This window comes from Billgrantia endophytica (assembly GCF_002879615.1).
Lineage (GTDB): Bacteria > Pseudomonadota > Gammaproteobacteria > Pseudomonadales > Halomonadaceae > Halomonas > Halomonas endophytica.
Window position 1 is genome coordinate 269858 of the sequence record NZ_PNRF01000012.1, and the last position, 24339, is coordinate 294196.

Consider the following 24339-nt stretch of genomic DNA (forward strand, 5'->3'; position numbering starts at 1 on the left):
GCATGGCCACAACACGCTCAAGGGCGATACGCCGACGCTCCCCGCTCTCGCACTGGCGCCGGCGGTCGAAACATTTCGGCATTACCCTGGTTTTCGTTCTCGTCGGCAGCGGCCTCTGGTACACCCAGGAACAGGAGTATCGCGACCAGCTTAGCTGGATGGGCGTGCCTACCTGGGAGAGTCTGACGCCCTTGACCGTCCATCGCGTACTGCGCAACGACGGCTTCCTGGTGGGCTGGTCGGATGTGCGGGTCAATCCGCTATGGGTCAGCTACCTGCTGCATGAGGTAGAGGATCCCAGTGCCGGCCCCAGGCCCGATTTTCGCCGCGACTGGCGCACCCTCTGGCCGATTGCGGTCGACAGTTACTTCGGCAGTGGCTATGACCGGGGGCACCTCGCGCCCAACTATGCCATTGCGGTGGTACATGGACGCGATGCCCAGCACCAGTCCTTCCTGATGAGCAACATTTCGCCCCAGCGGCCAGACCTCAACCGCCGCCTGTGGCAGCGTCTCGAGGAGGTGGTGATCGATCATTTCGTGCCACGCTTCGGTGTCGTGCAGGTCATTACGGGGCCCGTATTCCCCGAGCGCTTCATGGACAATGTCTTCAACCGCGTCGGTCTGGTCGAGATACCGGAAGCCTTCTACAAGATCATCGTCGTGCCAACGGAGGAGCCCATGGCTCTGGCCTTCATCATGCCTCAGGAGGTGAGAGGCGATGAGCCACTGGATGACTACCTGGTGAGCATCGACGAAGTGGAGGCTCGCACGGGGCTGAATTTCTTCCCGAGGCTTCCCGACGAGGCGGCCTCGATTCTGGAAGGGGAGGTGGTGGCCGAGGGGTGGGCGCTGGATGAGGTGACTCGATTGCCGGGGCGCTTCCAGTAAACAGGAAAAACCGCGATCAGTTCGCGGTCTTTCCTGCCGATTCTTGCCTTCTCCAACCTTCGCTCGTTGATGGCCAAAGCTTAGAACAGGTAAAAGTAGCCGATACCCACCCCGTACTGGATATCCTCATCGACCAGCGGGCTGTCCGTGATCGTGCTGCCCATGCGCGTAGCCCCCATGTCGAGGAACACGGCGTGCTTGGGCGCCGGCTGCCAGTCGATGCGCAGGCCGACCCCAGTGTTGACCGTGGAATCTCCCTCGTAGGCGGTGCGCCAGGTCCGTGCCTCGCCCGGTGTCACCCCGTAGTAGTAATCCACGTACTTGCTGTCCACCCATTCGGCTGTCAGCCGCGGCGTGAAGCCGAAGGCACCCGCTGCAAAGCGACGGTCGATCTGTAATTTGGTGCGTGTTCCCTTGCTGTTATCCATCGCGTCGGCAAGGACTTCGGCCGACAGGTTGGCGACATCGGTGCGCCAAGTGGCCACGCCTCCCACCCAGACACTGCTGTCGCGGTCGCTCATGCCCTCGAGATACGACGAGTCGTCCGATTCGTAGCCCTCGCCGATGTATCGCCCACGCAGCCGGAACGAGACCGGCCCCAGTGATGGGAGCTTCACATCCACGCCGGGCCCGAACACGTGGACCCACTGGTTCTCATAGGTGATCAATGGCAGCCCGCGCACGCTGTCGTCGAAATCGCGATAGACCTGATAGTTGATGCCACCGGCCAGGCCGATGGCCCACTGTGAGTCGCTGCTTTCGGCACTGGCCGTGCCCTGGTCCGGCGCGGCATCGGCGGTTTGCGCCGACGCAGGGGACATCGAGAAGGTGCTGGTGGCAAGGATCGCCAGAGCAGTGGGCACCGTTCGAGTGCGCTTGCGCAGGAGCGGAGAGGTGTGTGGTGTCATGGGTCCCATCATCCGAGGAAGAACACAGGAAATGCCGCCTCCCGACCGGACATGACAGCGTCTAAGCCTCATCGAACCTGCATTGATGAACCAGAAGGGCCTTAATGAACGATCGATCATTAGTGATCGTATCGTACTAATGAACGATCGGCCAGTAGATCCACGCCATCTTGCCGGGACTCCCCAGTCGGCTCGCGGCCTAGGAGGGCCGCAAAAGCATGGACAGCAGCTTGCGATGCGCGTCCTTCACGGCCTGCACTTCTCCCGCTGCCTTCTCCTTGTCCAGGACCATCTGCGCAACGGCCGAATAGACGACAGGTGCCATCATCAAGCCGAAATGCTCGGTCAATGGACTGGCCTTTATCTTTCCTTCCGCGACAAGCCGGTCGACGAGCGCCTGGCGATCGATGCGTGCCTGCATGTTCGCGGCGCTCCACTTGGCGAGCAAGTGAGGCACCCGGTGGCCTTCGGTGATGAGAAGCCGGGTAATCGCGATGGTATCATCGGTCAGGCCACCGTAAGCGGAGCCGATGAGGCGATCGACGAATTCCTCGGCGGTCTGCACGTCTTGCATTCGACTCCAGTTGCCTTGGGAGCGGCGCATCAGGTCCTCGAGGAGCGTCTCGAACATATCGTCCTTATTGGCGAAGTGAACGTAGACGTTCGCCTTGGAGATGCCCGCCCTTCGGGCGATCCTGGAGATGCTGGCGGCGGTGAAGCCCAAGGCATTGAATTCGACCAGTGCGGCCTCGAGGATCTGCTGGCGGCGCACTTCTGGAGCCAGTCGTGTCCTCTTCTTCGTGGGCTCGGGTCTGGGGGAGGGGAGGGAGTCTTTCTGCTTCATCTGGCACGCCAAGTGATCGTCGTGCCGCCTCGTCCGCGTGACCGCTAACGACGGCTACTGACTGGATTGAAGAGCCTTGAAAGGACATCTTCCTCTTCGCTTCGGCATCGTTCAAGTCCGTGGACCTGGATAGCGGGCGTTACGGCGCCCGGCCCGCTAGCGTGGCTTGCAGCGGCATGCGGTGGCCGACACTGAAAATGAAAAAGCCCGCTTTCGCGGGCTTTTTCATTAGCTAGAGACCTTTGTGGCAGTCTCTAGCACCAAATTTGGTGCCCAGGAGAGGACTTGAACCTCCACATCCTTACGGATACTAGCACCTGAAGCTAGCGCGTCTACCAATTCCGCCACCTGGGCGCATCATGCCTATCGTTTCTGTCTGCTCATCTGCCGTCGTGGTCGCCAGGCACTGCCGGTTACGGCAATGGTGCCCAGGAGAGGACTTGAACCTCCACATCCTTACGGATACTAGCACCTGAAGCTAGCGCGTCTACCAATTCCGCCACCTGGGCGAACACGAACGATCTCGAGCTGACAAAGAGCGCGGGAGAGACCTCCCTGATACCGACCGGCAACGGCGGGTATCGATGGTGCCCAGAAGAGGACTTGAACCTCCACGTCCTTACGGACACTAGCACCTGAAGCTAGCGCGTCTACCAATTCCGCCATCTGGGCAGGCGACGCGTATCTTACCCAATTTCCGGCTCAATGCAAGGCCGTGAAGGCGCCAGATGCGATAATTCTATGGATGCTGGGCGCCATGTCACCGACCATGGTTGGGTAGTTCCCCGGCCAGCGCTATACTGCGCGCATGACAATACACTCCAATAGCAGGATTCTACGCCCGCGGCGCACTGCCAGCGCCCTACCGAGAACGCTGTCCCCGATGTTGCCAAGGATGCCCTACGCATGACCCACTGGACGCTCAGCGACGACCCGCACGCCAGCCGCGAGGCCCACAAGTACGACAATCCCGCCCCGAGCCGTGAGTACCTTCTGGCTCGGCTGGAGGAGTACGGCAAGCCCATCACCCACGAGTCCATGAGCCGCATGCTGGGTCTCGATGACGAGGAACTCCAGGAGGCGGTACGCCGCCGCATGGCAGCCATGGAGCGCGATGGCCAGGTGCTTCGCAACCGTGGCAATGCCTATGCGTTGATCGACAAGCTCGACCTGGTCAAGGGCAAGGTGCTTGGCCATCGGGACGGCTTCGGCTTCCTGCTGCGCGAGGACGGCAAGAAGCCCGACCTGGTGTTGCCGCCCAGGCAGATGCGACGTGTCTTCCACGGCGACTACGTGCTGGCCCGAGTCAGCGGCCGCGATCGGCGTGGGCGCGACGAAGCGACCATTGCCGAGGTGCTGGCGCGCAATACCCAGACCATCGTCGGCGTCTATCGGGAGAACACCTCGGAGTTCGGCGTATTGATTCCCGAGAACCCGCGTGTCACCCAGGAGGTGATCATTCCCCACAGCGCCTGTGGCGGGGCGAAGGATGGCCAGGTCATCTCGGCAAAGATCGTGCAGCAGCCCGAAACCCGGGTGCAGCCGGTAGGGGAGGTGGTCGAGGTCCTCGGCGAGCGCATGGACCCCGGGATGGAGATCGACATTGCCATCCGCAGCTATGATATCCCCGCGGAATTTCCCCCCGAGGTACACGATCAGATCGCCGGGATGTCGGCCGAAGTGGCCGAAGAGGACAAGCGTCACCGCATCGACCTGCGTGACGTGCCCTTCGTCACCATCGACGACGAGTCGGCCAAGGACTTCGACGACGCCGTCTGTGCCTGGAAGACCAAGTCCGGTAGCTGGAAGCTTCTGGTCGCCATCGCCGATGTGTCGCATTACGTGCGTCCGGGCAGTTCCCTGGACCAGGAGGCGATCACCCGGGGCAACTCGGTCTACTTCCCCGGCCAGGTCGTACCCATGTTGCCGGAACTGCTCTCGAATGGGCTCTGCTCGCTGAATCCGCGTGTCGACCGATTGGCGCTGGTCTGTGAAATGAATATCTCCCAGTCTGGCGCCATCAGTCGCTACCGCTTCTATGAGGCAGTCTTCCAGTCCCATGCACGGCTGACCTACAACAAGGTTTCCGCGATTCTCGACAAGCGGGACCCTGCCGGGGACGAGCTGCGCGAGGAGTATCGCGAACTGGTGCCTTCGCTGGAAAACCTGAATGCCCTCTACCGTTTGCTGCGCGAGGCTCGCGTGGCTCGAGGTGCCATTGACTTCGAGACGACGGAAACCGCCATCATCTTCAACGATGAACGCAAGATCGAAAAGATCGTGCCGCGGTCGCGCAATGACGCGCACAAGATCATCGAGGAATGCATGCTGGCAGCCAACGTGGCTACCGCGCGCTTCCTCGACAAGCATGACCTGCCGGCCCTCTATCGCATCCACGAGCGTCCCTCGCCGGAACGGCTGGACAAGCTGCGGCTGTTCCTCAATGAGCTGGGGCTTTCGGTGGGAGGCGGCGACCAGCCGACGCCACAGGACTACCAGGCGTTGGCCGCTGCCATCAAGGGCCGCCCGGATGCCGACATCATCCAGACGGTGATGCTGCGCTCCATGAGCCAGGCGGTCTATTCGCCGCATAACGAGGGCCACTTCGGCCTGGCCTACCCGGCATACGCCCACTTCACTTCGCCGATTCGTCGCTATCCGGATCTGCTGGTTCACCGGGCGATCCGTTCAGTGATTCGAGGTCCGCGCCAGACCGCTACGGTGCTGCGCGCCGAAGGCGGAAAGGTGGAGCCGCCCAGCAAGTGGTGTCCCTACACCTTCGAGCAGATGCTCGAACTGGGTGAGCATTGCTCGATGACCGAGCGGCGCGCCGATGACGCCACACGCGATGTCGAGGACTGGCTGAAGTGCGAGTTCATGTCCGACAAGCTGGGCGAAGTCTACGAAGGCACCATCGCTTCGGTAACCCAGTTCGGCATCTTCGTGCGCCTCGATGAGGTGTATGTGGAAGGCCTGGTACATGTCACCTCGCTGCCCTCGGACTATTACCATTACGAGCCCGAGAAGCACCGCCTCAAGGGCGAACGCACCGGCATGAGCTATCGGTTGGGCGATGGGGTCACCGTGCAGGTGGCGCGCGTGGACCTCAATGACCGCAAGATCGATTTCGCGCTGGAGGATGAGAAGCCTCGGCCGAAGCGCCAGCCTCGCAAGCGCCGTGGTGCCAGTGAAGAGACGCCTGTTTCTCCTCCCGCTGGAGGCGTCAAGGCGGATGCCAAGGGCGGCAAGCGCCGCCGCGGCCCCCGTAAACCCAGGGCGCGTAGCTGATGGTGGCAGGACGCAAGGCGCCTGGGCACGAGCCCAGGGGGCGTCGGGATGTGGGGAAGCGCCCGGACCGGCAGGCTGCCGGGGCTCCGGGAGGTCTCGATGCGGTCTTCGGGGTTCATGCCATGCGTGCGCTGCTGGATCGAGGCGAGACCCCAAGAGAGCTCTGGGTGCAGGAGGGCGATGCCGGAAACCGTTTGGCCGAACTGGTGGAAATGTCCCGCCGGGGCGGGGCGCGGGTGCAGGTCCGTTCCCGGGGCGAGCTCGACCGGCTTTCCCGGGGAGCCGCCCATCAGGGCATCGTGGCCTTCTGCTCCCCACTGAGTGCCGAGGACGAGGCCTCGCTGTGGTTCAAGCTGGAAGCCTGGCCGTTCGAGTCGCCTCCACTCTTCCTGGTGCTGGATGGCGTGACCGATGTCCACAATTTCGGCGCCTGCCTGCGCAGCGCCGATGCCGCCGGTGCCCACGGCGTGATCGTGCCCAAGGACAGGTCGGCTCCCCTCAACGCCACGGTGCGCAAGGTGGCCAGCGGTGCGGCGGAGAGCGTGCCTGTCTATCAGGTCACCAACCTGGCTCGGGCCCTGGCACGGTTGAAGACGCTGGGCGTATGGGTGCTGGGCACTGCCGGAGAGGCGGAGGTCGGCCTTTTCGATGCCGATTTCACCGGCCCCGTGGCACTGGTCATGGGAGCCGAGGGCAAGGGCATGCGACGACTGACACGCGAAGCATGCGACAGCCTGGTCAAGCTGCCCATGGCGGGAGCGGTGTCGAGCCTCAATGTTTCCGTTGCGGCCGGCATCGGCCTGTTCGAGGCGGTGCGTCAACGTCGTCAGGGCCAGGCCTGAGCATCGCCGCGCCGCACGCTCTTGCAAGTGGGGCCGGAGCTCACTAGAATGCATGCGCCCGTTCCTGTGTGAGCGGGCGTTTCCATTTGACTATCACTCCTTGCTTCCCCTGAGCGACGATCGTTCTCACGAGGAAGCTGCCAACCCGCAAGGAGATCACATGCGTCATTACGAAATCGTGTTCATGGTCCATCCGGACCAGAGCGAGCAAGTGCCGTCCATGGTCGAGCGCTACTCCAGCATCGTCACCGAAAGTGGCGGCACCGTGCACCGCCTGGAGGACTGGGGTCGCCGTCATCTGGCCTACCCGATCAACAAGATCCACAAGGCTCACTACGTGCTGATGAACGTCGAGTGCAACGGCGAGACTCTCGATGAGATCGAGAACATCTTCCGCTTCAACGATGCCATCATTCGCAGCCTGGTGGTGCGCTGCAAGGAAGCCATCACCGAAGCGTCGCCAATGATGAAGCCGGCGGACGACAAGCGTGTTCGTCGCGACGAAAAGCCGCGCAGCACCGAAGAAACCGAAACTGCCGACGCCACCTGATCCGCACGCCTGAAGGAGTCTTTACATGGCACGTTTTTTCCGCCGCCGCAAGTTTTGCCGTTTCACCGCCGAGGGTGTGAAGCAGATCGATTACAAGGATCTGGACACGCTCAAGGCCTATATCACTGAAACGGGCAAGATCGTACCGAGCCGTATCACTGGTACCAAGGCCCGTTACCAGCGCCAGCTGGCTACCGCCATCAAGCGCTCGCGCTATCTGGCTCTGCTGCCCTACACCGACAGCCACCAGTAAGCCGCAAGCCGATGTTGCCGATCGCTCGCTGGTTGATGCGAGGCACGCCCTATGCCGCCGGTGGGGCTGCTTTGGCCGCCATCATTCCCTGGCTGTTCTGGTTCGGCGCCGCCATTGTCGCCCTGGCGACACTGCGTCGCGGCCTGGCTCCAGCGGTGCCGGTGCTGGTGGCTGCCGCCGTTCCGGCCGGATGGTGGTGGGTCCAGGGCGATGCCATTCCACTTGCCAGCGTACTGCTGGTCACGCTGATGGCGGTGGTGCTGCGAGCGCGCATGCGCTGGAGCGAAGCTCTCATCGTAGGCACTGTGGCCGGGGCGGCCATGATTCAACTGGGCGTCTTCGTGCCACCAGGCGGTACCGGACCGCTGCTGGAGCAGCTGCGCCAGGGGTCGTCCGAAGTCGATCGCATGCTCACCGAGCTGACCCGGCAGGGATATGATGCCGAGGAACTGGCCACGTTGCTGATCGGTGGTATCACCGGCCTGATGGTGATGGTCGCCGCGGTGGGTTGCCTGGCTCTGGCTCGCAGCTGGCAGGCCGGGCTCTACAATCCCGGTGGCTTCCGGCAGGAGTTCCACGCCTTTCGCCTGACGGTGCGTGAGCTTGGGCTGCTGGTGGTGCTGGGTGTCATTGGCATGGTGCTTGGTATCCCGTCACTCGGCATGCTGGCCTGGGTGCCATTGTTGGTGGCTGGTATTGCTCTGGTGCACGGCTTCGTCGGTGCGAAGGGTATGAACGGGTTGTGGCTGATCGCCTTCTATCTGCTGCTGATCACCACTTGGCCCATGATTCTGATCGTGCTGCTGGCGGCCTTCATTGACGTGTTCGCGGACTTCCGCGGCCGTCTGGCCTCCCGTAGCGACTGACAAGAGGTTCACGAGATGGAAGTCATTCTGCTCGATAATATTGGCAAGCTGGGCGGCCTGGGCGACAAGGTCGCCGTCAAGCCTGGCTACGGCCGTAACTACCTGGTTCCCTACGGCCTGGCCGTGCCGGCAACCAAGGATAACGTGGAAGCCTTCGAGGCTCAGCGCGCGGAGCTCGAGGCCCATGCCGCGGAGCGCAAGGCTGAAGCCGAAGCCCGTGCCGCCCAGCTCAACGAAATCGAGCTGTCGCTGGTTTCCAAGGCCGGTGATGAAGGCAAGCTGTTCGGTTCCATTGGTCCGCGTGACCTGGCCGAAGCGCTGGCCCAGGCTGGACTCGACGTCGCCAAGAGCGAAGTTCGCATGCCGGATGGTCCGATTCGCCAGACTGGTGAGTATGACATCGACCTGCATCTGCATGCCGAAGTCGATGCCACCGTTCGCGTAGTGGTCGTGGCCGAGTAAGGGAGCGCAGCCAAGCAGCAAGGCTTGCACCTTACGATGTGCCGGGGCGCGGGGAGACACTCTCCCCGCGCCCTTGTTTATATGGCGAGTGGCGAGATTCGCGACCGGAAGCGGTCGCGGACTTTGTCGTATCGAGAGGTAGGGCAGGCTTCGGCCATCGGGTAGAATGGCACGGCCCTTTTCCATCAAGGCTGCCATGTCATGAACGACACCCTCGAGCTCGATCAGGAAACCGCTGCCCTGAAAATGCCGCCCCACTCGCTTGAGGCGGAGCAGTCGGTGCTGGGCGGCCTGATGCTCGACAATCAGGCGTGGGACACTGTGGGCGAGCGTCTGGTCGCGGATGATTTCTACCGTTACGAGCACCGCCTGATCTTCAACGCCATGACCGGTCTGGCCGAAGCCAGCCAGCCGCTGGATGTCGTTACCCTGTCGGAAGCTCTCGAGGGACGAGATCAGCTCGATACCGTCGGTGGGCTCGCCTATCTGGCGGAGCTGGCCCGCAATACACCCTCGGCCAGCAATATTCGCGCTTACGCGGACATCGTCCGCGAACGCGCCACCCTGCGGAAACTCATCCGGGCGGCCAGTCAGATCGCCGATGGTGCTTTCAGCCCCCAGGGCCGGCCTGCCGACGAACTGCTCGATGAAGCCGAGCGCCTGGTTTTTCAGATCAGCGAAGAGCGGCCCAAGTCCGGCGGCCCCATCGGCATGAGCGAATTGCTGGCCAAGGCGGTGGACCGCATCGATGAGCTCTTCAACATGCAGGGCGAGATGACCGGCCTCTCCACCGGTTTCCGCGACCTCGACGAGATGACCTCGGGCCTGCAGCCATCCGATCTGGTGATCATCGCCGGTCGACCCTCGATGGGGAAGACCACTTTCGCCATGAACCTGGTGGAACACGCGGTCATCTCCAGCGACAAGCCGGTCATGGTCTTCTCCATGGAGATGCCCGCCGAGTCACTGATGTTGCGTATGCTCTCCTCGCTGGGGCGTATCAACCAGACTCGCGTGCGTACCGGCCAGCTGGAAGACGAGGATTGGCCACGGTTGACCTCGGCGGTGAACCTGCTCAAGGACAAGCAGCTCTTCATCGATGATACGGCAGCGCTTTCGCCCAACGAGATGCGCTCACGCATTCGTCGCCTGGTACGCGAGCACGGCAATATGGCGCTGGTCATGATCGACTACCTGCAGCTGATGCAGATACCGGGCTTCAACGAGAACCGTACCGGCGAGATTTCGGAAATCTCGCGCTCGCTGAAAGGCATGGCAAAGGAGTTCGGCTGCCCGGTGGTGGCGCTCTCCCAGCTCAACCGCTCACTCGAGCAGCGGCCCAACAAGCGCCCGGTCATGTCGGACCTGCGCGAGTCCGGTGCCATCGAGCAGGATGCCGATGTCATCGCCTTCGTCTATCGTGATGAAGTCTATAATCCCGACAATCCCGACAATCAGGGCTTGGCCGAGCTGATCATCGGCAAACAGCGTAACGGTCCCATAGGGACGGTACACATGGCCTTCATCGGCAAGTACACCCGCTTCGAGGACCTGGCGCCTGACAGCTATGGCGAGACATTTGGAGGCTGATCGTCTGCCCGGCCTTGAGCCTGGGGGTGGGCACCGTATAATGCCGACCCCCGACAGATCATCACCAGGAGGCAGCATGGCAAGCGGATTCAGGCGCGGCAAGCAGCAGCGCGCTCCCAAGCTGGAAGCGCGCGGCGAGCTCCAGTCACTGGAACGGGAAGGGCCCTTCAAGGAATGGCTAGGCATGCCGGACCTCTATCGCTTCCACCTGACCGTGGACGGCGAGGCCTATAGCTACCAGACCGAGGACGCCGAACTGGCCGTGGCGGTGGGGGACCGTGTGATATTCCGCTACAAGGAAACCAGGGCGGGCAAGTGGATTGACCGTCGCTCGCTGGCCAAGGCCATCGATCCCGCCGATTACCAGTAGACGGCACGAGGCAGGCTGCCGAAGCATGGTCTGCCTTGTCGTGCATCTGCCACAAGAACGACTGCCGCACGCGATTTCAGGGAACTCTCCTGCTGCCCGATAGTCATAACTCCAATATGCTACTGTCATGCTAATGCTATCGGGCAACCGCCATACTGTGCCCGATGGCATCTATATATCCGCAGTTGCTGTCCACTACACATGACATGGAGGAGCCATGGACTTCGACGAACTGAAGGCCTTTGCAGGCAATCACGACAATTACGAGATTCGCGTCATTACCCATTCCGGGAGCCACTGTTACCAGGTGGAACTGGAGGATGTGGAAGGTGCCCGTCACATGCTGACACGGCGCGGCAAGCCAGTGGTGTTTCGCTCTCTGGAAGATGTCTATCTGGAGCTGCAGCGTGCCGGAATCCATCGTGCCTTCCTGGTGCAGCATGTGCCCCAAGACGAGATGGTCGGCCGTGCGGCTCACTATCGGGATCCCTTGTCCTCACGGATGCCACTGGTCTTCTGACCGGCTCTGCCCCCTCTCTTTCTATTTCCCCTACTGCCATTCCCTACTGTCCCGTCATCCCTTTCCAGGGGTGGCATTGCCTCGTTGTCGATCATTGGCTCACCTCAAGCTATACAAAATATCTCCTCAGTACAGCTTTCTTGCCCCTTCAAGCCCCCTTGCCTGATAAACTGTCTCCTGTCGTCTGTCGCGCCGACCAGAATTCGTCATCGACCAGAAGGAGCACCGTGCATGACCTCAACGGGAGTGGAACCTGACCAGCCCGGCATGGGGCGGCTGGCCCATGCAGCAGTCGACCATCCGCCTGTGGCGAAGCGGAAGATCGGGGTTTTGCTGGCGAATCTCGGCACGCCGGATGCCACCGACTACTGGTCCATGCGACGCTACCTCAACGAGTTTCTCTCCGACAAGCGTGTGGTCGACTATCCGGGCTGGAAGTGGCAGCCCCTGTTGCAGCTGATCATTCTCTCGCGCCGCCCCTTCAGCTCGGGAGAGGCCTACCGCAGCATCTGGAACACCGACAGGAATGAAAGCCCGCTACTGACCATCACGCGCGACCAGGCCCACAAGATCGCCGAGGGGCTGCATGCCACGTATGGCGACCAGGTCGTGGTGGATTTCTGCATGCGCTATGGCAACCCCTCCACCGACAGCGTACTGCGCCGGATGCAGGCTCAGGGCTGCGAGCGTATCCTGTTCTTCCCGCTCTACCCCCAATACGCCTCACCTACCACTGCCACCGCCAACGATCAGGCCTTTCGCACCCTGATGACGCTCAAATGGCAACCGGCGTTTCGCACCGTGCCCGCCTACTTCGAGGAGCCGGCCTATCTTGACGCGTTGGCCGCTTCGGTGGAGGAGGCCTATGAGGCTGCCGAGGCCCGCCCAGAGGTGCTGGTAGCCTCCTACCATGGCGTGCCGAAACGCTATCTCATGGAGGGCGACCCTTATCACTGTCAGTGCCAGAAGACGACGCGACTGCTCAAGGAGCGGCTGGGCTGGAGCGACGATGCGATCGTGACGGCGTTCCAGTCCAGGTTCGGGCCGGAAGAGTGGGTGGGGCCGGCGACGGTCGAGTTCGTCGCCGAGCTGGCCCGGCAGGGCAGAAAGCACATTGCGGTGGTATCACCCGCGTTTTCTGCCGATTGTGTGGAAACCCTCGAGGAGATCAACGAGGAGATCAAGGGGAGTTTCCTGGCCGCCGGAGGTGAGCGGTTCACCTATGTGCCATGTCTCAACGATCGGGATGATCACATCCAGGCACTGCTCGGGATCATTCGCCGCGAACTGTCGGGCTGGTGCTGAGCCGGGCAGGGGCAATCGAAGTGGATGCAAGAAGGGCTGCCGAACGGCAGCCCTTCTTGCGTGAGGCCTATGAGCTTGTCTGCTCGGGCTTCAGGAACGGCGCGAGCGCTTGGCCTTGCGGGACTTCCAGGGATGCCTGGCCCGGGCCGGTCGCGCCACGCGGCTTTGGCCAACGTCCTCGTCGCGGAATTCGGGAACCGAGCCGCGAGTACCGGTGGTGAAGCGCAGGTGCATATGCAGGCCGGTCTTGGCCAGCATATGGCCGGTGACGGGAGCGGTGATGAACAGGAACAGGGTGATCAGCAGCTCCTGCACGTGCAACTCGCGCTGGGTGATGGAGAAGTAGACCATCGAGGCGATCAGTATGCAGCCAATCCCCAGGGTGGTGCCCTTGGTGGGGCCATGCAGGCGCATGAAGAAGTCCTTGAACTGCAGCATGCCCAGCGAGCCGGTAAAGGCGAAGATGCCGCCGGTCACCAGCAGGAAGGCAATCACGCCCTCGGCAATCACGTAGAAGGTCATGTCGTGTCCCCTATTCGATGATATCGCCACGCAGCAGGTAGCGGCAGATAGCCATGGTCCCGATGAAGCCCAGCATGGCGATCAGGATCGCCGCCTCGAAGTAGGTCTTGGTATTGAGCCACAGACCCAGCAGCACGATCAGGGCGATCGAGTTCACGTACAGGGTATCGAGCGCCAGAAGGCGGTCGGGGACGTCGGGACCGATGGCGAGCCGGTAGACGTTCATGGCCATGGCCAGCACGATCAGGGTCAAGGTGATCCACAGGGCGGTATCTAGCATTCGAAGATCTCCTTGATCGGTCGCTCGTAGCGATCCCGGATTTCTCGGATCAGGGCCTGTTCGTCGTCCATGTCCAGTACGTGGATCAACAGCGAGGAGCCGTCGAGGCGAATATTGGTCGACACGGTGCCTGGCGTCAGGGTGATGGTGTTGGCCAGCAGGGTGACGGCCAGACGATCCTTCACCTCCAGCGGGTACTCGACGAAGCCGGGATGCGGTTCGCGCCTCGGCAGCAGGATCAGCAGGCTCACGTGAATGTTGGCCTTGACGATGTCGTGGAGCACGACCAGCACGAACCAGGCCAGCTTGAGCGGATGCCTGACATGCGGCAGCGGCTCCCAGAATCGCTGGGTCAGAAGCGGAATGCCTACCGCCAGGGTGAGCCCCAGCAGGACCTGACCGGGAGCGATGCTACGGACCATCAATAGCCACACCAGCAGCAGCACCAGCGATAGTGTGGGGGTGGGCAGGTAACGTCCCAGGGCCTTCATGGCGCTTCTCCCTGTGTCTCGTCATGCGGTAGCCGCGGAAGCTGTGCGAGATCCGGGGCGGTCCCGCCCTCCAGCAACTGGTGAATGACCGCCTGTGGGCTGGCGAGCTGTTCCGCGGTGGCCTGGGTGTAGTGGCCGATGGGGCCGCCGAAGGCGACCAGCACGGGGACGCTTGCCAGCAGCCATATCACGCCGGCAAGTTGGGTCCGGCCGACCTTGCCGGCGACGACCTCGCCCTTGTAGCTGGCCCAGAAGAAAACCGAACCCGCGCGGGACATGGCGATCAAGGCGCACAGTCCGGCCAGCAGCAGCAGCGGCCACAGCCATAGCCGAGCGCTGCCTTCCACGGCTTGCATCAGCATCAGTTTGCTGATCGACCCGGCCAGTGGGGGCAGGCCTGCCACGGCCACCGCGGCCACCAGGAAAAGGCCGCCGAGCAGGTGGCGCTGATGCAGGCGTCGGGCACGAACCAGGCGCGTGCCGGCCTTGCCACGCTGCTGTCCGATGAGCTCGGCTATCAGGAACAGGGCACCGCAGATCAAGGTGGTATGGGGCAGGTAGTAGAGCAGGGCGGTAGTGGCCTCTGTCGTACCCATCGCCACGCCTGCCAGCAGCGTGCCTACCGAGACCAGTACCAGATAGGCGATCAATGGGCGCAGGTCGCGCGCCGCCAGCACACCCACTCCGGCCAGGGCGATGGTGGCCAGCCCGGACCACCACAGCCAGGTGGTGATGTGCGCGGCGGCCGGAGTCTCGACGAAGATCATCGACTGCACGCGCAGGATGGCATAGAGCCCCAGCTTGGTCATGATGGCGAACAGCGCGGCCACCGGCGCCGGGGCCGCCGCATAGGTGCGCGGCAGCCAGAAGTAGAGCGGCAGCAGCGCCGCCTTGAGGCTGAACACCACGATCAGCATGAGCGCGCCGGCGGTGACAAGGGCGGCCTGATCGCTGCCCATCTCGGCGACGCGGTTGGCCATGTCGGCCATGTTGAGGGTGCCGGTGGCTCCGTAGAGCACACCCAGGGATATGACGAATAGCGCCGACCCGGCCACGTTGATGACCACGTAGTGCAGGCCGGCCGCGACCTGTTCCTTGCCACCGCCATGCATCAGCAGGGCATAGGAAGCGAGCAGCGTGATCTCGAAGAAGATGAAGAGATTGAACAGGTCGCTGGTGAGGAAGGCGCCGTTGAGGCCCATCAGCTGGAGCTGGAAGAGGCCGTGGAAGTGGCTGCCTCGGATATCCTCGCCGGCACAGGCGAAGAGCACGCAGCCCAGTGCCAGCGTTGCGGTCAGGACCAGCATCAGTGCCGAGAGACGGTCGAGCATCAGCACGATACCGAAGGGGGCCTGCCAGTTCCCCAATGCGTACAGGAGCAGCTCGCCGCTGGCAGCGCGCCCCAGCAGTACCAGGCTGATGAGTAGCAGTGCGCCGGTGAGCGCCACGCTGAGGCGGCGGTGAAAGCCGTCCGGGGCTTTGCCGGAGAGCAGCAGGATCAAGGCACCGATCATCGGCATCAGGATAGGCAGGATGACCAGATGTTGGCTCATTTGGCATCCCCTGCTTCGCCCTGCTGCCCATCCACGTGGTCGGAGCCCATTTCACTGCGCGCACGGATCGCCAGGATGACCACGAAGGCCGTCATGGCAAAGCCGATCACGATGGCGGTGAGCACGAAGGCCTGGGGCAACGGGTCGGTCGGGACGGTCGACTCGCCGATCACCGCGGCGGCATGGGTGTTGAGGCCGCCAGTGGAGAACAGGAAGAGGTTGACGGCATAGCCGAGCAGCACCAGGCCGATGATGACGGGAAAGGTGCGGCCCCGCAGCAGCAGGTAGGTGCCGCTGGCGATCAGCACGCCGACGACGAGTGAGAAGAGGGCTTCCATCAGCGTTCCTCCATGCGTGGGCGGTGGATCGTGGTGACCCGGCCCAGGTTGATCAGGATCATCAGGGTGGCGCCGACCACGGCAAGATAGACTCCCAGATCGAAGAGCATTGCCGAGGCCAGCTCGATCTCGCCAAGCAACGGAACATCGAAATGGCCGAAAGCCGATGTCAGGAAGGGATAGCCGAACAGCCAACTGGCCAGGCCGGTGGCCACGGCGACGGCCAGCCCGGAAACGGCCACCGCCGAGTAGGAGACAGGCAACCGCTCACGGGTCCACTCGTGGCCGCGGGCCATGTACTGCAGGACCAGGGCCACTGCGGTGATCAGGCCGGCGATGAAGCCGCCTCCCGGCTGATTGTGGCCGCGCAGGAAGATGTAGACCGACACCAGCAGGGCCAGCGGCAGCAGAACCTGCGCTATCACGGCAAGGATCAGAGGATAGCGATGGCGCGACCAGCGGATGCCTTCCAGGTTGCCCGCCGGCATGAACAGCTTCATGCGGTTGAGCAGCTTGAAGGTGGCCAGGCCGGCCAGGGTCAGCACAGTGATCTCGCCAAGGGTGTCGTAGCCGCGGAAGTCCACCAGGATCACGTTGACCACGTTGGTGCCGCCGCCGCCGGGCACGGACTCGCGCAGGAAGAAATCGGCGATGGTCAACGTCTCGCGGGTCAGCAGGGCGTAGTTGAGCATCGCCACCACGAGTCCCAGGGAAACGGCGAGGAGCAGGTCGCGCAGGATGCGCCGTCCCGATACCAGCAGTGGCGGTCTCTGGGGCAGGAAGAACAGGGCCAGGATCATGAGAATCATCGACACCACTTCCACCGACAACTGAGTGAGGGCCAGATCCGGGGCCGAGAAGCGCACGAAGGTCAGCGATACCGATAGTCCCACCACCGAGAGCATCAGCAGCGAGACGAGCCGCCAGCGGTGGCTCAGTGCACTGCCGATGGCGCCGAAGATGATCAGCACCGCGCCGAGCACCACCATGCCATCGATGGGCTGGACCCCCAGTTCGCCGGTCAGGGCATCGAGCTGGGACAGGCCGATGCCGGCCATGAGCAGGGCGCATAGGATCAGCAGGGCCTGATAGCGCTGCAGGGAACCGTTCTCCAGTCGTAGCGTGAGCCACAGGGTGGCCTTGATCAGGCGCAGGGTGGCGGCTTCGAAGAGCAGGCCGGCATCGCGGGCGGGGAACAGGGCGGCGATGCGGGCGAAGCGCCGGTGGTGGTAGAGTACCGCCACACCGCCGGCCACTGCAGCCAGGCTCATCAGCAGCGGCAGGTTGATGCCGTGCCATAGCGCCAGGCTGAAGAGCGGGGTGGTATCGCCCTGCACGGCCAGGCTGGCGGCATTGACCAGCGGCGCGGCGAGGGTCATCGGGAACAGGCCGATCAGCAGGCTCATGGCGGCCAGGAACAGGCCGGGAGCCAGCATACCGCGGGCTGGGTCGTGGGCCTTCAAGGGGGGCTGGGCCTTCTGCTCGCGTGTCAGCTTGGGTTCGGCAAAGAACAGGCTGTAAATGAGCCGTAGCGAATAGGCCACCGAGAGGATGGCGCCTACCATCACCAGCATGGGAATCAGGGCGCTGAGGGCGCCGAGCACATTGTTGACCAGGCTCTGTTCGAACAGCATCTCCTTGGACAGGAAGCCGTTGAATGGCGGGAACCCGGCCATGGCGGCGCCAGCCAGGATCGTCATGGTACCGGTGAGCGGCATCATTGCCCACAGTGCTCCCAGACGATCGATGTCACGGGTGCCGGTTTCATGATCGATGATGCCCACCATCATGAACAGCGCCGCCTTGAACGTGGCATGGTTGAGGATATGGAACACGGCGGCGACGATGGCCAGCGGGCTACCCAGACCGAGCAGTAGCGTGATCAGGCCCAGGTGGCTGACCGTGGAAAAGGCCAATATTCCTTTCAGGTCGCGTTCCAGAAGGGCGAACCACGCGGCATAGAGCATGGTGATCAGGCCGACAAGTGACAGGACGACAGCCCACAGGGCGGTATCGCCAAGCGCCGGGTTGAGGCGGGCCATCAGGAAGACCCCGGCCTTGACCATGGTGGCCGAATGCAGGAAGGCCGACACCGGCGTTGGAGCCGCCATGGCGTGGGGCAGCCAGAAATGGAACGGGAACTGGGCCGATTTGGTGAAGGCGCCAAACAGTACCAGTGTCAGGATCAGCGGGTAGTGAGACGAGGCGCGTATCACGTCGCCGGCCGCCAGCACCTCCCCAAGGGCAAAGCTGCCGACCGACTGGCCGATAAGCAAGATGCCGGCCAGCAGCGCCAGACCTCCGGCGCCGGTAACGGTGAGCGCCATGCGCGCGCCGCGTCGGGCATCGCTGCGATGGCCCCAGAAGCCGATCAGCAGGAACGACGAGATACTGGTCAGCTCCCAGAAGAACCACAGCAGGAGCAGATTGTCGGCCATGGCGATGCCCAGCATGGCTGTCATGAACAGCACCATGTAGGACAGGAAGCGGCCGTCGTCTTCCTCGGCCGATAGATAGTAGCCCGCGTAGAGCAGGATCAGGCTACCGATACCCAGGATGAGCAGCGAGAAAAGCAGCGTCAGGCCGTCAATCCGCAGTGCCAGGTCAAGGCCTAGCAGGGGGAGCCAGGGTATCTGTAGACTGACCACGTTGCCGGCGATCACCGTCGGTGCATGCAGCAGCACCAGGCCCAGGGCGAGCAATGGGGCTATCAGTGTGGCGGTGACGCAGGTCTTGCGGCCATAGCGGGAGGTCATCACCGGCACGACGATACCGACGATGGTAAGGAGGGGAATCCACAGCAGCGACATGGTGGTCCGTCCATTCTGGCGGTGGGTCGGTGGCATCGCACCACAGCAGGAGGTTCCGTCGTGGCGTAGCGTGCCCCCGAATACCACACGAGCTTATTTGTAGCGATCGAGGATCGTCAGGGCCGACCTTGGGCACGAATGAAAAAGCGGAGGTAAATCGCTATACTAGCCGTCCATTTCGCTTTGAAATCAACGCTTGCCGTAGCCAGCCGCGGCGCAGAGTTTATAGCTTTTGCAGTGCAATAAACAGCCTGAAGCGGCCGTTGGCGCTCATCCATTGGGCGTATTCTTTCGACAAGATGATGGTTTCTTGATCTGGTACGCTATCCAAGTGCAGTCGCCCTGAAGGGGGTTGACAAGACGGACCCGCCGGCTGCCTGACGAACCTGGCCAGGTGGTGGTCATGCCGCCAGGCCCGGACGAAGAACTGAACAGAAGGGAACTGCATGATGCAATTTGCCGTGCTATCGGGTTTTGTGCTGGCCGCCTTTGCGCCTCTGCTGCATCGTTGGTTCGGCGGGAGCACTAGCTTCGTGCTGGCGGCCTTTCCTGCTGTCCTGGCCCTGTGGTTCCTGGGGCAGGTGCCGGCAATAATGGATGGCGAGGTGCTGGGGTTCGCCCTTGAGTGGGTCCCTTCACTGGGCATGAGCCTGACCTTCGTGGTGGATGGATTGTCTCTGCTGTTCGCCTTGCTGATCACTGTCATCGGCACCTTCGTGCTGATCTATGCCGGCGGCTACCTCAAGGGTCACCCCGACCTGGTGCGCTTCCATGTGGTGATCCTTGCCTTCATGGTGTCGATGCTCGGCCTGGTCCTTGCGGACGGGCTGGTCACGCTGTTCGTCTTCTGGGAACTGACCAGCATCACCTCCTACCTGCTGATAGGCTTCAGTCACGCCGACCTGGAGGCCCGCAAGTCGGCCAGGCAGGGGCTGTTCGTCACCTTCGCTGGTGGCCTGGCGCTGATGGCGGGGCTGGTAATGCTGGGCATCGCCGGTGGCAGCTGGTCGCTTGTCGAGCTCAATGGCATGGGTGACGCATTGCGCGAGCACGACCTCTATACGCCCCTGCTGATCTGTATCCTGTTGGGCGCTTTCACCAAATCGGCCCAGTTCCCGTTCCATTTCTGGTTGCCCAACGCCATGGCCGCGCCGACCCCGGTGTCGGCGTATCTCCACTCCGCGACCATGGTCAAGGCGGGCATTTACCTGCTGGCCCGTTTGCAACCGAGCCTGGGGGGAACCGAGATGTGGGTGGGCATCCTCTCGGTGGTGGGTGCGCTGACCATGTTCACCGGTGCTTTCCTGGCCATTCGCCATACCAATATCAAGAAATTGTTGGCCTACTCCACGGTCATGGCGCTGGGCACCCTGACCATGCTGCTGGGTATTGGTACCGAAGGCGCCTTGATCGCCTTCGTGACCTTCCTGCTGGCGCACTCTCTCTACAAGGGAGCGCTATTCATGGTGGCAGGCATTCTCGATCACGAAACCGGTACCAAGGACGTGACGGCCATGGGCGGGTTGCGTCCGTTGATGCCGGTTACCGCCTTGGTGGCACTGGTTGCGGCCCTGTCGCTGGCCGGTGCCCCGCCCTTGTTCGGCTTCATCGCCAAGGAGTTGATGTTCGAGACGATCCTGGGGGCGGAAGCCTATCGCTGGCTGGTCGTGTTGCTGGCCTTTGCCGCAGCCTTTCTGACCATCGCCGTAGCAGCCATCGTGGCCTTGCGCCCCTTCTTCGGCGAACGCCGCCCAACCCCTCGGGTCGCGCACGAGGCGCCCGTATCGATGCTGGTTGGGCCGGCCGTGCTGGCTCTGCTGTCGCTGCTACTGGGGCTGCTACCGGTGCTGGCGGGCATGGGGCTACTCACCGCTGCTGCCTCGGCGGTGATCGGTGAGCAGGTCACGGTGACGCTGGCGCTGTGGCACGGCATCAACCTGCCGCTTGTCATGTCGCTGGTCAGCCTGGCCCTGGGTTATATGGTCTTCCGCCGCTGGGATCAGGTGCGGGCCCGGCTGGCAAGGCTGGACCCACTGATGGCGCGAGGCCCCGAGGCGGGCTACGAGGCCTTGATGGACTGGGTGGCGGTGGTCTCCGGCTGGCAGACCCGGATCCTGCAGAATGGGTACATGCGAAACTACATCATGGTGACGATACTGACGCTGATTGCGCTGGTCGGTAACTCGCTGCTGCTGCGCCATGCCCCGGAAATCGTCTTTCGGCTCGATGTACGTTTCCATGAAGTGGTGGTGGTAGGCCTGATGGTGATGGGTGCCTTGTTCGCGGCCATTTCCCGGTCGCGGTTGGGCGCGGTGGTCTCGGTAGGCATCATGGGGTTCTCCATCGCTCTGACTTTCATCCTGTTCAGTGCGCCGGACCTGGGTATCACTCAGTTGCTGGTAGAGACTCTGACGGTCATCCTGCTGGTACTGGTGCTCTTCCGCCTGCCACGCTTTGCCAGCCTGTCGACTCCGCTGGAGCGGGTGAGGGATGTCATGGTGGCGGGTAGCGTCGGGGTGCTGATCACCCTGCTCATACTCACTGCCTGGGGAATCGACCAGTTCGTTCCCATTTCCGGCTACATGGTCGAGAACAGCGTGCCGCTGGCTCATGGGCGCAATATCGTCAATGTGATTCTGGTCGACTATCGGGCGCTGGATACCCTGGGTGAGATATTCGTGCTGGCCTTGGCTGCGATCGGGGTCATCGCCATGCTCAAGCTGCGAGCCGCGGAGAAACCGGGCAAGCCGGCATCACAGGAGAAGGAGTCGGCCGATGGTTAAGTCCGGAACGCTCATACTGCACACCGCGGCACGTGTCCTGATGCCGTTGCAGCTGTTGTTCTCCCTGTTCCTGCTGCTGCGTGGGCATGATGAGCCCGGCGGTGGCTTCATCGCCGGACTGGTGGCCGCGGGGGCCTTTACCCTCTACCTTTTCGCCTTTGGGGTCACGGCCACCCGGGAGGTGCTGCGCATGGTCGACCCGCGAGACCTGGTTGGCCTTGGGTTGCTGTTGGGCATGATCTCGGTATTTCCCGCTTGGTTCATGGGCCAGCCCTTCCTGACCGCCCAGTGGTGGACCATCCCCGGCATCGAGTTCAAGGCATCGACGCCGCTGATTTTCGATATCGGCGTGTACCTGACCGTGCTGGGGTCGGTGCTGGCCATGGTCATGACGCTGATGGAGGTGGACAAGGATGAACCCTGAACGCCAGCCGGGCACTGCGACTGCTATCTCGCCAACTTGCCAGGGAGGTTTCCCATGGAACCGATAATGGCCGTGGCCATCGGCATCCTGTATGCCGCAGCGATCTTCCTGATGCTCCGCCGTTCAATCGTCAAGCTGGTGATTGGCCTGATACTGCTCTCCAACGCGGCGAACCTGCTGATCTTCACATCGGCCGGAATGACCCGCGGGGCACCGCCGCTGATCCCCGCCGGCCTGGCTGCACCGCTTGGCCCGGTGGCCGACCCGCTGCCTCAGGCGCTGGTATTGACCGCCATCGTGATTGCCTTCGGCGTGCTTGCCTTTGCCGTGGTATTGATTCGCCGTGCCTACGAGATCGTCAAGGCCGATGACCTGGACAAGATGAAGGATACCGATACGTGAGGCCCGAAGTTGCTCTTCCCGTTCTTCTGCCGTTGCTGTCGGGCGCGGTCTCCCTGCTGTTCTGGCGCTCGCGCCCCATGCAACGCTTCATCGCCGTGGCCGGCAATGCCGCCCTGCTCGGCGTTGCGCTCTGGCTGCTGGTATCGGTCGGCCGTGACGACTATGTGGTGATCCAGATGGGCGGCTGGCAAGCCCCCTTCGGCATTACCCTGATCGCCGACATGCTCAGTGCGGTGATGATCCTGCTGACCGGCATCATTGGCCTGTCCCTGGCCGTCTATTCGCTGGCTTCCACCGGGCCCGGTCATGAGCGCTTCGGATATTATCCGTTGATGCACATGCTGCTGGCTGGCGTGTCCGGTGCTTTCCTCACCGGGGACATCTTCAACCTCTACGTCTGGTTCGAGGTGATGCTGGTGGCCTCCTTCGCACTGCTGATCCTCGGTGGCGAGAAGGCGCAGATGGAAGGCGCCATCAAGTACGTGACCCTTAACCTGCTGGCCTCCGTGATTTTCCTCACCGCCATCGGGCTGCTTTACGGCATGGTCGGCACCCTCAACATGGCCGATATCGCCCAGCGTCTGGCGGTGGCCGAGCATCGGGGCATGGTCGAGGTTCTGGCGGTGATGTTCATGATCGCCTTCGGCATCAAGGCGGCGGCCTTTCCCCTGTTCTTCTGGCTGCCGGCTTCCTATCACACGCCGCCTGTGGCGGTATCGGCGCTATTTGCCGGCCTGCTCACCAAGGTGGGGGTCTATTCGCTATTCCGGGTCTTCACCCTGATCTTCGACCAGACCCTGGGCTACACCCAGGACCTGCTGATATGGGGTGCGGCCCTCACCATGGTCACCGGGGTATTGGGGGCGGCGGCGCAGTTCGAATTCCGCCGTATCCTGTCATTCCATATCGTCAGCCAGATCGGTTACATGATCCTGGGGTTGGCCCTGTTCACCCCCCTGGCCATTGCCGGGGGTATCTTCGCGGTCATGCACAACATCGTGGTCAAGACCAACCTGTTCCTGATCAGCGGCATCACCCGGCGCATTCAGGGCACTTACGAACTCAAGAAGATGGGCGGGCTCTACCGTGAACGCCCCTGGCTCTCGGTAGCCTTCTTCCTGTCGGCCTTTTCCCTGGCCGGCATACCCCCGCTGTCCGGCTTCTTCGCCAAGTTCGTGATCGTGCGGGCCGGTATCGAGGCCGGAGCCTATGTCGTGACCGGAGTGGCCCTGGCGGTGGGGCTGATGACCCTCTATTCGATGGTCAAGATATGGAATGAGGTATTCTGGAAGAGCCTGCCGAAGGACAACCTGGTGCCGGTGGAGGAAACCGTGGTGGGGGACGACAGCCGCATGGTGCCACCTAGTCTTTGGCTGATGTATCTGCCCGTAGGAGTACTGGCGCTCTTTGCCTTGTTGATCGGGATCTTCGCCGAGCCGTTGATGGTCATCATGAACCAGGTCGGCGATCAGCTCATGAATCCACAAGGCTATATCGAGGCGGTGCTGGGAAGCGATGGCGGCGTGGATGATGCTCTGGTCGAGGCGCTGAACCGGGAGGAGACGCCATGACAGGTGCAATCTGGAACCTGCTGCTGGCCCTGGCCTGGGTCATCCTCAGTGGCGATTTCACGGGACTCAACCTCGTGATGGGGCTGGTGTTCGGCTACCTCACCCTGGTGCTCATCGAGCCGCAGGTGGAGGCGCTCAAAGGCTATCCGGCCCGGGTGCCGAGGATAGTCCGCTTCATCGGCTTCTTCATCAAGGAACTGCTGCTGGCCAACTTCAAGGTGGGCTTCGATATCCTGACGCCGCCCTGGTACATGCAGCCCGGGGTGATCGCCATGCCACTGGAAGCCCGTACGGAACTCGAGATCACCATGGTGGCCAACCTGATTTCGCTGACACCGGGCACCCTGAGCCTGGACGTCTCCGATGATCGCAAGGTGCTCTACATTCACGCCATGTTCCTCGACGACGAGGAGGAACTGCGCCGCAACCTCAAGGAAATGGAATACCGTGCCCTGGAACTGTTTCGCTGAGCCTGGC

The 24339-nt window shown here is 62.6% G+C and carries 24 protein-coding genes and 3 tRNA genes; 16 read left to right on the forward strand and 11 right to left on the reverse strand.

All coding sequences use genetic code 11. The features are described 5' to 3' along the window. The first annotated feature begins 2 nt into the window (after positions 1 to 2). Complete coding sequence (locus C1H69_RS06330; RefSeq protein WP_102652543.1) at positions 3 to 890, forward strand: DNA/RNA non-specific endonuclease; 888 nt, start codon at positions 3 to 5, stop codon at positions 888 to 890. An 80-nt stretch (positions 891 to 970) separates the two neighbouring features. Here C1H69_RS06330 and C1H69_RS06335 read toward each other — a convergent pair whose 3' ends face one another. The 5 genes from C1H69_RS06335 to C1H69_RS06355 all read right to left on the reverse strand — a co-directional run bounded on the left by C1H69_RS06335 (position 971) and on the right by C1H69_RS06355 (position 3314). Next, entirely contained in the window at positions 971 to 1798 is an 828-nt protein-coding gene (locus C1H69_RS06335) for a MipA/OmpV family protein (RefSeq protein ID WP_240609843.1), read from the reverse strand. Positions 1799 to 1997: 199 nt separating this feature from the next. Then, the gene (locus C1H69_RS06340) at positions 1998 to 2642 is read right to left on the reverse strand and encodes a TetR/AcrR family transcriptional regulator (protein ID WP_102652544.1); all 645 of its coding nucleotides are present in this window, start codon (positions 2640 to 2642) and stop codon (positions 1998 to 2000) included. A gap of 267 nt (positions 2643 to 2909) precedes the next feature. Further along, positions 2910 to 2996, reverse strand: a tRNA-Leu gene (locus C1H69_RS06345). A gap of 68 nt (positions 2997 to 3064) precedes the next feature. Further along, a tRNA-Leu gene (locus tag C1H69_RS06350) sits at positions 3065 to 3151 on the reverse strand. 76 nt (positions 3152 to 3227) lie between these two features. After that, positions 3228 to 3314, reverse strand: a tRNA-Leu gene (locus tag C1H69_RS06355). 234 nt (positions 3315 to 3548) lie between these two features. Between C1H69_RS06355 and rnr the strand changes: the two genes are divergently transcribed. The 10 genes from rnr to hemH all read left to right on the forward strand — a co-directional run bounded on the left by rnr (position 3549) and on the right by hemH (position 12688). Further along, positions 3549 to 5930, forward strand: coding sequence for a ribonuclease R (rnr, locus tag C1H69_RS06360; RefSeq protein WP_102652545.1), 2382 nt, complete (start codon positions 3549 to 3551; stop codon positions 5928 to 5930). Further along, positions 5930 to 6772, forward strand: coding sequence for a 23S rRNA (guanosine(2251)-2'-O)-methyltransferase RlmB (rlmB, locus tag C1H69_RS06365; protein ID WP_102652546.1), 843 nt, complete (start codon positions 5930 to 5932; stop codon positions 6770 to 6772). Before rnr ends, rlmB begins: the two co-directional genes overlap by 1 nt. Positions 6773 to 6932: 160 nt before the next feature. Further along, the gene (rpsF, locus tag C1H69_RS06370) at positions 6933 to 7322 is read left to right on the forward strand and encodes a 30S ribosomal protein S6 (RefSeq protein WP_102652547.1); all 390 of its coding nucleotides are present in this window, start codon (positions 6933 to 6935) and stop codon (positions 7320 to 7322) included. Between the two features lie 25 nt (positions 7323 to 7347). Next, positions 7348 to 7575 (forward strand): 30S ribosomal protein S18, encoded by a 228-nt coding sequence (gene rpsR / locus C1H69_RS06375; protein WP_102652548.1) that lies wholly within the window; start codon positions 7348 to 7350, stop codon positions 7573 to 7575. Positions 7576 to 7586: 11 nt separating this feature from the next. Beyond that, the gene (locus C1H69_RS06380; protein ID WP_102652549.1) at positions 7587 to 8441 is read left to right on the forward strand and encodes a YybS family protein; all 855 of its coding nucleotides are present in this window, start codon (positions 7587 to 7589) and stop codon (positions 8439 to 8441) included. A gap of 15 nt (positions 8442 to 8456) precedes the next feature. After that, positions 8457 to 8903: a 50S ribosomal protein L9 gene (rplI, locus tag C1H69_RS06385; RefSeq protein WP_102652550.1), complete on the forward strand. Its 447-nt coding sequence runs from the start codon at positions 8457 to 8459 to the stop codon at positions 8901 to 8903. Positions 8904 to 9104: 201 nt separating this feature from the next. Then, complete coding sequence (gene dnaB, locus C1H69_RS06390; RefSeq protein WP_102652551.1) at positions 9105 to 10493, forward strand: replicative DNA helicase; 1389 nt, start codon at positions 9105 to 9107, stop codon at positions 10491 to 10493. 76 nt (positions 10494 to 10569) lie between these two features. Beyond that, on the forward strand, positions 10570 to 10863 hold the full coding sequence (locus tag C1H69_RS06395; protein ID WP_102652552.1) for a hypothetical protein: 294 nt from the start codon (positions 10570 to 10572) through the stop codon (positions 10861 to 10863). A gap of 217 nt (positions 10864 to 11080) precedes the next feature. After that, positions 11081 to 11383 carry a DUF6482 family protein gene (locus C1H69_RS06400; protein WP_102652553.1) on the forward strand — a complete coding sequence of 101 codons (303 nt, stop codon included), beginning with the start codon at positions 11081 to 11083 and terminating at the stop codon, positions 11381 to 11383. A gap of 231 nt (positions 11384 to 11614) precedes the next feature. Next, positions 11615 to 12688 (forward strand): ferrochelatase, encoded by a 1074-nt coding sequence (hemH, locus tag C1H69_RS06405; protein ID WP_102652554.1) that lies wholly within the window; start codon positions 11615 to 11617, stop codon positions 12686 to 12688. A 90-nt stretch (positions 12689 to 12778) separates the two neighbouring features. Here hemH and C1H69_RS06410 read toward each other — a convergent pair whose 3' ends face one another. The 6 genes from C1H69_RS06410 to C1H69_RS06435 are packed head-to-tail and all read right to left on the reverse strand — an operon-like array spanning position 12779 to position 18682. Continuing rightward, the gene (locus tag C1H69_RS06410; protein WP_102652555.1) at positions 12779 to 13210 is read right to left on the reverse strand and encodes a Na+/H+ antiporter subunit G; all 432 of its coding nucleotides are present in this window, start codon (positions 13208 to 13210) and stop codon (positions 12779 to 12781) included. 10 nt (positions 13211 to 13220) lie between these two features. After that, positions 13221 to 13490 carry a K+/H+ antiporter subunit F gene (locus tag C1H69_RS06415; protein ID WP_102652556.1) on the reverse strand — a complete coding sequence of 90 codons (270 nt, stop codon included), beginning with the start codon at positions 13488 to 13490 and terminating at the stop codon, positions 13221 to 13223. Then, positions 13484 to 13981, reverse strand: a complete 498-nt coding sequence (locus tag C1H69_RS06420) for a Na+/H+ antiporter subunit E (protein WP_102652557.1) — start codon at positions 13979 to 13981, stop codon at positions 13484 to 13486. The genes C1H69_RS06415 and C1H69_RS06420 overlap by 7 nt, the downstream gene beginning before the upstream one ends. Continuing rightward, positions 13978 to 15534 carry a monovalent cation/H+ antiporter subunit D gene (locus C1H69_RS06425; protein ID WP_102652558.1) on the reverse strand — a complete coding sequence of 519 codons (1557 nt, stop codon included), beginning with the start codon at positions 15532 to 15534 and terminating at the stop codon, positions 13978 to 13980. Before C1H69_RS06425 ends, C1H69_RS06420 begins: the two co-directional genes overlap by 4 nt. Further along, positions 15531 to 15872 (reverse strand): Na+/H+ antiporter subunit C, encoded by a 342-nt coding sequence (locus tag C1H69_RS06430; RefSeq protein ID WP_102652559.1) that lies wholly within the window; start codon positions 15870 to 15872, stop codon positions 15531 to 15533. The genes C1H69_RS06425 and C1H69_RS06430 overlap by 4 nt, the downstream gene beginning before the upstream one ends. Beyond that, entirely contained in the window at positions 15872 to 18682 is a 2811-nt protein-coding gene (locus C1H69_RS06435; RefSeq protein WP_102652560.1) for a monovalent cation/H+ antiporter subunit A, read from the reverse strand. The genes C1H69_RS06430 and C1H69_RS06435 overlap by 1 nt, the downstream gene beginning before the upstream one ends. Before the next feature lie 449 nt (positions 18683 to 19131). On the opposite strand from C1H69_RS06435, the gene C1H69_RS06445 reads away from it, so the two are divergent. The 5 genes from C1H69_RS06445 to C1H69_RS06465 are packed head-to-tail and all read left to right on the forward strand — an operon-like array spanning position 19132 to position 24332. Beyond that, complete coding sequence (locus C1H69_RS06445) at positions 19132 to 21465, forward strand: putative monovalent cation/H+ antiporter subunit A (RefSeq protein ID WP_102652562.1); 2334 nt, start codon at positions 19132 to 19134, stop codon at positions 21463 to 21465. Next, entirely contained in the window at positions 21458 to 21889 is a 432-nt protein-coding gene (locus C1H69_RS06450; RefSeq protein WP_102652563.1) for a Na+/H+ antiporter subunit B, read from the forward strand. The genes C1H69_RS06445 and C1H69_RS06450 overlap by 8 nt, the downstream gene beginning before the upstream one ends. 54 nt (positions 21890 to 21943) lie before the next feature. Continuing rightward, positions 21944 to 22291: a Na+/H+ antiporter subunit C gene (locus C1H69_RS06455; protein ID WP_102652564.1), complete on the forward strand. Its 348-nt coding sequence runs from the start codon at positions 21944 to 21946 to the stop codon at positions 22289 to 22291. Continuing rightward, complete coding sequence (locus C1H69_RS06460; RefSeq protein WP_102652565.1) at positions 22288 to 23862, forward strand: Na+/H+ antiporter subunit D; 1575 nt, start codon at positions 22288 to 22290, stop codon at positions 23860 to 23862. Before C1H69_RS06455 ends, C1H69_RS06460 begins: the two co-directional genes overlap by 4 nt. Continuing rightward, positions 23859 to 24332: a Na+/H+ antiporter subunit E gene (locus tag C1H69_RS06465; RefSeq protein WP_102652566.1), complete on the forward strand. Its 474-nt coding sequence runs from the start codon at positions 23859 to 23861 to the stop codon at positions 24330 to 24332. The genes C1H69_RS06460 and C1H69_RS06465 overlap by 4 nt, the downstream gene beginning before the upstream one ends. Positions 24333 to 24339 lie beyond the last annotated feature (7 nt).